The organism is Mesorhizobium sp. M0088 (genome assembly GCF_040322895.1).
Taxonomy (GTDB): Bacteria; Pseudomonadota; Alphaproteobacteria; order Rhizobiales; family Rhizobiaceae; genus Mesorhizobium.
The window spans coordinates 1-9,797 of record NZ_JAMYUI010000055.1 but is presented as its reverse complement, the minus strand read 5'-3'; the positions used below and the strand labels follow the sequence as shown (position 1 = coordinate 9,797).

Genomic DNA, 9,797 nt, shown 5'->3' with positions numbered 1-9,797 from the left:
CGCCAAGCCAAGGTCCGGGCGGCCGCCCGGACCTTGGCTCAATCGCTCTAATCCCACGAAATCTCTCTCGTGTAGATACAAGGTGTCGAGCGAAGCTCGACGGAGTGGGGGTCGACCGTCGCCCAAGCTGGATGCAGCTCCCGCATCATGCTAACCAACCCGCTATGGCACAGAAGAAAGCATATGAGGTCGATGGCTGGCTCGCGAAGCCGGACCAGCGCATTTCGATCGTCCTGCTTTACGGCCCTGACCGCGGCCTCGTTTCCGAGCGGGCGAAGGCGTTTGCCGGCAAGACCGGCCTGCCGCTCGACGATCCCTTCTCGGTGGTCAGGTTGGAGGGTTCGGAGGTCGACCGCGATGAGGGCCGGCTGCTCGACGAGGCCCGCACCGTGCCGATGTTTTCCGACCGACGCCTGCTGTGGGTGCGCAATGCCAGCGGCCAGAAGGCGCTGGCCGACGACGTCAAGGCGCTGACGGCGGAGCCCGCGCGCGATGCGATCATTCTGATCGAGGCCGGCGATCTCAAGAAAGGTGTCGGATTGCGCGCCATCGTCGAGGCGGCCGACAATGCCATGGCGCTGCCGTGCTATGCCGATGAGGCGCGCGACATCGACGGCGTCATTGATGCCGAACTGGGCAAGGCCGGCATGTCGATGAGCATGGAGGCGAGGCAGGCGCTGCGCCGCAATCTCGGCGGCGACCGGCTGGCCTCGCGCGGCGAGATCGAGAAGCTTGTGCTCTACGCCCATGGCCAGAGCGAGATCGGGCTGGAGGAGGTCAAGGCGATGTCGGGCGACGTCTCCGGCGCCTCTTTCGACGACGCGGTCGACGCGCTCCTCGAAGGCAAGATCGGCGACTTCGACACCGCCTTCACCCGCCATTGCCAGTCCGGCGGCCAGCCTTTCCTGGTGCTGTCCTCGGCAATGCGGCAGTTGCAGCAGATCCAGATCATGCGCGGCCAGATGGAGTCCGGCAGCCGCAACGCCGCCTCGGTCGTTGCAGCCGCTCGCCCGCCGGTGTTTTTCTCGCGGCGCAAGCTGGTCGAGAAGGCGCTGGAGCGCTGGAGCACCGACGCGCTCGGCCGCGCGTTGACCCGGCTGCAGACGGCGGTGCTGCAGACGCGGCGCCGGCCGGATCTTTCCGTGGCACTGGCGCGGCAGGCACTGCTGGGGATTGCGGTGGAAAGCAGTAGGTTGGCGCAGCGCGGCTAATCTCCCCCCTCGAGGGGGAGATGTCGCCGAAGGCGACAGAGGGGGTCGCCGAACGGAAAGCGCCAACCTTTTCTTCATTTCCGCGCGGGCGCCGGCGCTTGATGTGGGGCGACCCCCTCTGGCCTGCCGGCCATCTCCCCCTCAAGGAGGGAGATTCGCGGCATCGCCGATTTCGCCAATCATCGGCGCTGAAAAAGAGAAGGCTGGCAATCGCCAGCCCATGCCCAATGCAGAAGATAATTCGTCGGCTAATTACCGATCCTGCTTCAGCCTTCTGCACAGCTCATCAAGCTGTTCCAGCGAGCGATAGGCTACCCGAAGCGTGCCGCCTCTGCCCTTGTGATCCACCGAAACGATCATGCCGATCGTATCGGTCAACAGTTTTTCCAGCGCCAGCGTGTCGGCGTCCTTTTCGTCAGGACTTGGCGCCGGCCTGGCTTCCCTGGCGCTGCTGGTGCCGGCCGGCATCTGCGCCAGCGCTTCGGCCTGGCGCACCGAAAGTCCTTCTTCGACGATGCGCTTGGCAAGGCCCGCCGGATCTTCCGCCGTCACCAGCGTGCGGGCATGACCAGCCGACAGCGCGCCGTCGATCAGCATGTCGCGGATCACATCCGGCAGCTTCAAGAGCCTGAGCGTATTGGCGACATGGCTGCGGCTTTTGCCGATCACCTGGCCGAGATCGGCCTGGGTGTAGCCGTGCTCGTCGATCAGCTGCTGATAGCCGAGCGCTTCCTCGACCGCGTTGAGGTCGGTGCGCTGGACGTTCTCGATGATCGCTAGTTCGAGCGCGGTGCGGTCGTTGACCTCGCGGATGATGACCGGGATCTCGGACAGCCCGGCGCGCTGCGCCGCGCGCCAGCGCCGCTCGCCGGCGATGATTTCGTAGCGGCCGGCCTGTGTCGGCGAAGGCCGCGCCACCACCGGCTGGACGACGCCGTGTTCGCGGATCGACTGGGCGAGGTCGGTCAGCTCGGCGTCGCCGAAATGCCGGCGCGGATTCTTCGGATTGGGGGTCAGGAACTCGATCGGCACCTTGCCGTCGGCGCTCATGCCAGGTTTTTCAGGCGCTACTGGGCGATCGATCTCGCCGATCAGCGCCGCCAGCCCACGCCCAAGTCTCTTTCTCGAAAGGTCTTCGCTCATCTTTATTCCAGTTGGCTATTCCAAATCGTTTCGGTATCGAATCGGCTCTTGACTATGCATCCGGCCTAATCAAGCTGCGCGTAACTTGCGCTCGCGGCGGATCACTTCCGACGCCAGTTGCAGATAGGCCTGGCTGCCCGAGCATTTCAAATCGTAGAGGATCGCCGGCTTGCCGTAGGACGGCGCCTCCGACACCCGCACATTGCGCGGGATGATGGTCTCGTAGACCTTGTCGCCCATATGTGCCCGCACATCCTGCACCACCTGGTTGGCGAGATTGTTGCGGCCGTCATACATGGTCAGCACGATGCCCTGGATGGTGAGATCCGGATTGATCGAGCGGCGCACCTGCTCGACCGTCTCCAGCAACTGGCTGAGACCTTCGAGCGCGAAAAACTCGCATTGCAGCGGCACAAGAACAGAATCGGCTGCAGCCATTGAATTCAAAGTCAAAAGGTTGAGCGAGGGCGGACAATCGATCAGCACATAGCCGAACGGTGCGCCGCGCTCGGTGGCGGCGCGCAGCGCGTTGCGCAGCTTCAGCACCCGGTCGGGCGCCGAGGCGATCTCCATTTCGATGCCGAGCAGATCGAGCGTCGACGGCACGATCGACAGGCCGGGCACGGCTGTGGGGATGGCAGCGGCTTCCAGCTCCAGCTCGCCGGTCAGCACGTCATAGGAGGACACCGTGCGATCCTTGCGGTCGATGCCGAGACCGGTGCTGGCGTTTCCCTGCGGATCGAGATCGACGATCAGCACCTTTTCGCCGATTGCAGCCAGCGCGGTCGCCAGATTGATGGCGGTGGTGGTCTTGCCGACACCGCCCTTCTGGTTGGCTACAGTGATGATTCGGGGGCCATTCTTCATCATGGGTTTATGCCAGAAATTCATTTTAGGCGCCAAATCGCCTGTCAGTGACGGATCAGACAGGTCGCAGGTTGGACAATTCCAGGATGACGCCGCCAACGTCGGTCACACTGGGATGTTCTACCAGATCGAAGGACCATCGGTGAACGCTTTCTTGCACTTCGGTGCGGTAATCCCGGCCTTTGTGGAACAGGCCGCGCGCGCCTGAAATCAGCCAGGGCGCCGACAGGTCCAGCAAGGTCGAAAGCGGAGCCAGCGCCCGCGCCGTGACGATTTGCGGCGTCGAAACAAGCGCATGGCTGTCATCGATGCGGCGTGCCACGACCCGCGCCGGCAGGCTGAACTGACCGACGACGGTCTGCAGGAAGGATGCTTTTTTGCGATTGCTTTCAACCAGATCGATGCTGGCGCCATCGCGCTCGGCAAGCAGGAAAGCCATGACAAGGCCCGGAAATCCGCCGCCCGAGCCGAGATCCACCCAACGCGTGGCTTGAGGCTCTATGCGTGCGAGCTGCGCGCTGTCCAGTATGTGGCGCTGCCAGACATCGCCCGACGTCGATTGCGCGACGAGATTGATGCTGCGATTCCATTTCTGGAACATCTGCTCGAACGCCACCAATCGATCGAATGTTTCACGTGAAACCGGGCCCGCCGCATTCTGCAGGCTCTCCAGGGACATAGAATTCACGCAACATCCTTTTGTGGGCGCTGGGCGCTCTCCGCATGGCGGACATGCGCGACAATGATCGCCAGCGCCGCCGGCGTCATGCCTTCCATGCGCTGGGCGTCGGCAATGGAGCGCGGCCGCCGCGCTTGCATCTTCTGCTTCAATTCGTTGGACAGCCCCGGCACCCCGGCGAAATCGACCGTCTCGGGGATCAGCCGGCTCTCTTCATGCCGGATCTGCGCCACATCCGTCTTCTGACGATCGAGATAGACTGAATATCTCGCTTCCGTCTCGAGGCGCTCCGCCGTCTTCGCGTCTATATCCGCGAACCGCGAATCGACGCGAGCCAGCCAGGCTACATCGACGTCTGGATAGGACAGCAATTCATAACCGGACCGGCGCACGCCATCCCGGTTGATCTCCAGCCCATGACGCGCCGCCTCGTTGGGCGTCAGTGTGAGCGACTTCGCCAGCTCCCGCGCCTCATCCAGGCTTTGCATGACCTGCCCGTAGCGCTGCATCCGCTGCGTCGAGGCAATGCCCAGCTTCGCCGCCAGCGGCGTCAGCCGCTCATCCGCATTGTCGGCGCGCAGCGACAGCCGGAACTCGGCCCGCGAGGTGAACATCCGGTAGGGCTCTGCGATGCCGCGGCTGGTCAAATCGTCGACCATCACGCCGATATACGCCTCGGTGCGGCTGAGCACGATTTGCTCGCTCCCCGCCGCCCGCCGCGCCGCATTGAGGCCTGCGAGCAGGCCTTGCCCGGCTGCTTCCTCATAGCCGGTCGTGCCGTTGATCTGCCCGGCGAGGAAGAGACCACCGATGCGCTTCGTCTCCAGCGTCTGATGCAGTTCGCGCGGATCGACATGATCATACTCGATGGCATAGCCGGGCTGCAGCATAATTGCGCGCTCCAGCCCCGGAATGGTTTTCAATATATCGAGCTGCACATCTTCGGGCAGCGAGGTCGAAATCCCATTGGGATAGACGGTATCATCGTCCAGCCCTTCCGGCTCCAGAAAGATCTGGTGCCCGTCCCTATCGCCGAACTTGACGATCTTGTCCTCGATCGATGGGCAATAACGCGGCCCGACGCCCTCGATCGAGCCGGAATACATGGCCGAGCGGCCAAGATTGGCGCGGATCAACTCATGCGTGTCCGGCGTCGTGCGGGTGATGCCGCACTCGATCTGCGGCGTTTCGATGCGGTCGGTCATCAGCGAGAACGGCACCGGATCCGCATCCGCGGCCTGGCTTTCCAGCGTCGTCCAGTCGATGGTCCGGCCATCGAGCCGCGGCGGCGTCCCGGTCTTCAGCCGTCCAAGCTTGAAGCCTGCGCGGTCCATCGTCGCCGAGAGCCCAAGGCTGGCCTGCTCGTTCATGCGGCCGGCGACAATCTTCTTCTCGCCAATATGAATGAGCCCGCGCAGAAAAGTCCCGGTCGTCAGCACGACCGCGCCACAGCCAAGCCGCCTGCCGTCGGCCAGGAGAACAGCCGTGATCCGCCCATCGGCGATCTCAAAATCCAGAACCTCGCCTTCAACCACGTCGAGATCGTTCTGCTGCCGAATCGCTTCCTGCATGGCAAGACGATAAAGCTTCCGGTCGGCCTGCGTACGAGGGCCGCGCACGGCGGGACCCTTGCGGCGGTTGAGCAGGCGGAACTGAATGCCGGCCGCGTCCGCCACGCGGCCCATCAGGCCATCCATGGCATCGATCTCGCGCACCAGGTGGCCCTTGCCGAGCCCGCCGATCGCCGGATTGCAGGACATGACCCCGATCGTATCAAAGCGCAGCGTCACCAGCGCGGTCTTGGCACCAGCGCGCGCGGCAGCGCTGGCCGCCTCACAACCTGCGTGGCCGCCGCCCACCACAACCACATCATAGTGATTGGTCATCACAAACTTCCCAGACTCGAATGATTGAGGGACACATGTCCCCGCGAGGCTTGGCTGTCAAGAAAACTCCGCGAGTCGTTTCACGTGAAACAGCCTTGCACCGCCATCGCGTGTGTTTCACGTGAGTCATCGGGGCACCGATGTTTCACGTGAGTCGCACCTTGCCGCTGCTCGAAGGTCTTACCCAAGCGTTCGCAACGTTCGTCATCCTAGGGCAAAGCAGGAGCGAAGCGACGTCGCGGAGACCCTAGGATCCATGCCGTGATCTTGGCCAAAGAGTACAGCGGATCAGAATTCTGCACCGTGGCGCGCGCTCAGAAGTCGCGGCATGGATCCTCGGGTCTGCGCCGCGTCGCTACGCTCCTTGCTCCGCCCGTGGATGACGAAGCGATGGGGCGTTCCGCAAACGGTCCATCAAAATCTCTGCATCGACAACTGAGTCATTTTACGAGAGCGCATCGTTTCACGTGAGTCATTTCCCAATGCAGAACTGTGAGAAAATCACGTCCAGCATGTCCTCGACGTCGATGGCGCCGACAATACGGCCCAGGCGATCTGCTGCAAGCCGCAACTCCTCGGCGCGCAATTCCTGCCCGACAGTCCGGCCGTCCGTTGCGCGACGCAGGTGGCTATTCGCTGCGCCGAGCAATTCGACGTGGCGCAGGCGCGACGGCAGGACATCGCCGACGCTGCCGGCTGCATCCGCTGCCCGCCGGCCGACTTCCCCCAGCAGTTCCTCGACGCCCGTCCCGTTCTTTACCGAAATGACAAGGTCATAATCCTCCGTCGCGTCACTCGCCGCGCGGTCTTCCAGTAGATCGAGCTTGCTGCCGACGCGCACGGTTGGCGCCACAGTCGGCAGCTCGCCGACATCTCTTGGGTTCGCGATGTCCTGCAGCAAGAGCAAGAGATCGGCGCCATGCGCCTTGGCCTTGGCCTTCTCGATGCCGATCGCCTCGACCTTTCCCGGCGCATCGCGCAATCCGGCCGTATCCGTAAGCCGGACCCGCAGCCCCTGGAGATCAAGTGTCACTTCAAGCAGATCCCGCGTCGTGCCGGGTTCATCCGTTACTATAGCGGCATCCCGACGGGCCAGGGCATTGAACAGACTCGACTTGCCCGCGTTGGGCGCGCCAAGGATAACGACCTCGAAGCCGTCACGGATGATCTCGGCAGCACGAAATCCGGCAACGTGCCGGTCGATTTCATCAATCATTGTCCGGACATCAGACCAAACCGTATCCGAAACGGAACCGGGGACATCGTCTTCATCGGCAAAATCGATCTCCGCCTCGATCATGGCACGGGCGTGGATCAGCCTGCGACGCCAGCCGAGATAGAGTTCGCTCTGAGCGCCTTCGGCATTTTGGACAGCAAAACGCCGCTGCGCCTCGGTTTCGGCGTTGACGAGATCCGCCAGCGCCTCGGTCTCGACCAGGTCGACCTTGCCGTTGAGAAAGGCGCGGCGCGTGAATTCGCCCGGTTCCGCGTGCCTGATGCCGTCGAAACCAGTAATCGTCTCCAGCATCCTGGCCACCACGGCGCGTCCGCCATGAACGTGGAATTCCGCCACATCCTCGCCCGTAAAACTGGCCGGACCGGGAAAGAAAACCACCAGGCCGGTGTCGAGCACCAACCCGCCGGGCGCTGTGAATCTGCGCAAGACCGCGACGCGGTCTTTAACCATACCCCCGGCAATCGTTTCGATAACGAATCGAGTTTGTGGGCCGGAAATACGGATGACGGCGACGCCGGCCGGCAGCCGGCCGCTCGACAGCGCTACGATGGAATCGCCTGAAATCATTTGCCCGCTCTACCGAACCGCCCTAGCTTTACGCCCATCAGCCAATCGCACCCGAGTTTGCCCAGTGACGCTGCCCGCGCAAAACCTGCTTGCTGAAGAAGCCAGCCCCTATTTGCAGCAGCACAGCGGCAATCCCGTCCACTGGCGGGCCTGGTCGCCGGCTTCGCTCGAGGAGGCGAAGGCGCTGGACAGGCCGATCCTGCTCTCGGTCGGCTATGCCGCCTGCCACTGGTGCCACGTCATGGCGCATGAAAGCTTCGAGGACGATGGTGTCGCCGCCGTCATGAACCGTCTGTTCGTCAATATCAAGGTCGACCGCGAGGAACGCCCCGACATCGACCAGATCTATATGGCGGCGCTGTCCTCGATGGGCGAGCAGGGTGGCTGGCCGCTGACCATGTTCCTGACGCCGGACGGCAAGCCGTTCTGGGGCGGCACCTACTTTCCGCGCGAGCCACGCTACGGCCGCCCCGGTTTCATCCAGGTGATGGAGGCGGTGGACAAGGCCTGGCGCGAGAAGCGGGCGAGCCTCAACCAGAGCGCCGACGGCCTGACCACACATGTCCAGGCACGGCTCGCCGGCTCGCACGCGAAAACAGGGCTCGATCGCGACACGCTGGCTGAGCTTGCCAAGGGCATAGACGGCATGATCGACCGCGATCTGGGCGGCTTGCGTGGCGCGCCGAAATTTCCCAATGCACCGTTCATGCAAACGCTGTGGCTGTCCTGGCTGCGCGACGGCAACGCCAGCCATCGCGACGACGTTCTCAACAGCCTCGAACAGATGGTCAGCGGCGGCATCTACGACCATGTCGGCGGCGGGCTCAGCCGTTACTCGACCGATGCCGAATGGCTGGTGCCGCATTTCGAAAAGATGCTTTACGACAATGCCCAGCTGATCCGCTTCTGCAACTGGGCCCATGCCGCAAGCGGCAACGGGTTGTTCCGGGTCCGAATCGAAGAGACGGTCGACTGGCTGCTGCGCGAGATGCGCGTCGACGGCGGCGCTTTTGCCGCCAGTCTCGACGCCGACAGCGACGGCGAGGAAGGGCTGTTCTACACCTGGAGCCGAGAAGAGGTCGAGGCCGCCCTCGGCGACGATTCCGCCTTGTTTTTCAAACACTTCACGCTCTCCAGCCCGCACGGCTGGGAAGGCAAGCCGGTCGTCCACCAAACCCTGTTCCAGCAATCGCACTATGTGATCGATCGCGAAGAGATCAGCCCGCTCAAGGCGAGACTCCTCACCGTGCGGGAACAGCGGGTCAGGCCCGGTCTTGACGCAAAGACCCTCACCGACTGGAACGGCCAGATGATCGCAGCGCTTGCCGAGGCCGGCCGTTCGCTGGCGCGGCCCGACTGGATCGACGCGGCGGCAAAAGCCTTCGCCCACATCAGCACCGCCGGCCGCGACGGCCGTCTGCCGCATTCGATGCTCGGCGCCAGAAAACTATTCCCTGCTTTGTCCAGCGACTATGCCGCCATGGCCAACGCAGCGATCTCGCTGTTCGAGGCCACTGGGAATTGGAGCTATGTCGACCAGGCCGGCCAGTTTATCAAGCAGCTCGACCATTGGCACGCCGATACCGAAAAGACAGGTTACTACCTGACCGCCTCGGACAGCACCGACGTGCCGATCCGCATCCGCGGCGATGTCGACGAAGCGATTCCCTCCGCCACCGGCCAGATCATCGAGGCACTGGTCCGGCTCGCCTCCGTCACCGGCAATCTCGACCTGCAGGAAAGGGCCTGGCAAGTTGCCGAGCACGCCGCCGGCCGCGCGGCGCACCAGGCCTATGGCCAGGCCGGCATCGTCAACGCCTGCGCGCTGGCGATCGAGCCGCTCAAACTGGTCATCGTCGATGCGCTTGACGATCCAAAGCTCGTTCCGGTTGCGAATCGAAGTCCGGACCCCCGCCGCGTCGACGTTGTCGTGCCGATCGGTACGGGCACGAATCGACCCTTGCTGCCTGGCGGAATCCTGCCGCCGACCAACGAGGCGGGTGCATGGTTGTGTACTGGGCAGGTGTGTTTGCCGGTCGTGACGGATGCTGAAGAGTTGGAACGATTGTTGCGAGGGCTATAAGGGCAACGCACTGCTTGATCAGCCCAAAATTGCGGCGCTGGCGCCGCCCCTTGTATCTGCACGAGATGATTATGTGCGATGGAAGCGATTGAGCCTCGGGCCGGATGGCCATCCGGCCCGAGGC

At 63.4% G+C, this 9,797-nt stretch carries 7 protein-coding genes; 2 read left to right on the top strand and 5 right to left on the bottom strand.

What is annotated here, in order from left to right:
- Positions 1–164 precede the first annotated feature (164 nt).
- Entirely contained in the window at positions 165–1,211 is a 1,047-nt protein-coding gene (gene holA / locus NKJ67_RS34860; RefSeq protein WP_352585849.1) for a DNA polymerase III subunit delta, read from the top strand.
- 252 nt (positions 1,212–1,463) lie between these two features.
- Here the strand turns inward: holA and NKJ67_RS34855 are convergent, their stop codons facing one another.
- The 5 genes from NKJ67_RS34855 to mnmE all read right to left on the bottom strand — a co-directional run bounded on the left by NKJ67_RS34855 (position 1,464) and on the right by mnmE (position 7,590).
- Positions 1,464–2,354 carry a ParB/RepB/Spo0J family partition protein gene (locus NKJ67_RS34855; RefSeq protein ID WP_352585847.1) on the bottom strand — a complete coding sequence of 297 codons (891 nt, stop codon included), beginning with the start codon at positions 2,352–2,354 and terminating at the stop codon, positions 1,464–1,466.
- Positions 2,355–2,423: 69 nt separating this feature from the next.
- Positions 2,424–3,224 (bottom strand): ParA family protein, encoded by an 801-nt coding sequence (locus tag NKJ67_RS34850; RefSeq protein WP_081738757.1) that lies wholly within the window; start codon positions 3,222–3,224, stop codon positions 2,424–2,426.
- A gap of 52 nt (positions 3,225–3,276) precedes the next feature.
- The gene (rsmG, locus tag NKJ67_RS34845) at positions 3,277–3,909 is read right to left on the bottom strand and encodes a 16S rRNA (guanine(527)-N(7))-methyltransferase RsmG (RefSeq protein WP_352585845.1); all 633 of its coding nucleotides are present in this window, start codon (positions 3,907–3,909) and stop codon (positions 3,277–3,279) included.
- Positions 3,906–5,786 carry a tRNA uridine-5-carboxymethylaminomethyl(34) synthesis enzyme MnmG gene (gene mnmG / locus NKJ67_RS34840; protein WP_352585844.1) on the bottom strand — a complete coding sequence of 627 codons (1,881 nt, stop codon included), beginning with the start codon at positions 5,784–5,786 and terminating at the stop codon, positions 3,906–3,908. Before mnmG ends, rsmG begins: the two co-directional genes overlap by 4 nt.
- 472 nt (positions 5,787–6,258) lie before the next feature.
- Positions 6,259–7,590: a tRNA uridine-5-carboxymethylaminomethyl(34) synthesis GTPase MnmE gene (mnmE, locus tag NKJ67_RS34835; protein WP_352585843.1), complete on the bottom strand. Its 1,332-nt coding sequence runs from the start codon at positions 7,588–7,590 to the stop codon at positions 6,259–6,261.
- A 64-nt stretch (positions 7,591–7,654) separates the two neighbouring features.
- Between mnmE and NKJ67_RS34830 the strand changes: the two genes are divergently transcribed.
- Positions 7,655–9,673: a thioredoxin domain-containing protein gene (locus NKJ67_RS34830; protein ID WP_352585842.1), complete on the top strand. Its 2,019-nt coding sequence runs from the start codon at positions 7,655–7,657 to the stop codon at positions 9,671–9,673.
- Positions 9,674–9,797 lie beyond the last annotated feature (124 nt).

What these genes read in the sequence shown, in the direction of transcription:
- holA (WP_352585849.1), top strand. Translation starts at nt 165, where the DNA reads ATGGCACAGAAGAAAGCATATGAGGTCGATGGCTGGCTCGCGAAGCCG.
- NKJ67_RS34855 (WP_352585847.1), bottom strand. Translation starts at nt 2,354, where the DNA reads ATGAGCGAAGACCTTTCGAGAAAGAGACTTGGGCGTGGGCTGGCGGCG.
- NKJ67_RS34850 (WP_081738757.1), bottom strand. Translation starts at nt 3,224, where the DNA reads ATGATGAAGAATGGCCCCCGAATCATCACTGTAGCCAACCAGAAGGGC.
- mnmG (WP_352585844.1), bottom strand. Translation starts at nt 5,786, where the DNA reads ATGACCAATCACTATGATGTGGTTGTGGTGGGCGGCGGCCACGCAGGT.
- mnmE (WP_352585843.1), bottom strand. Translation starts at nt 7,590, where the DNA reads ATGATTTCAGGCGATTCCATCGTAGCGCTGTCGAGCGGCCGGCTGCCG.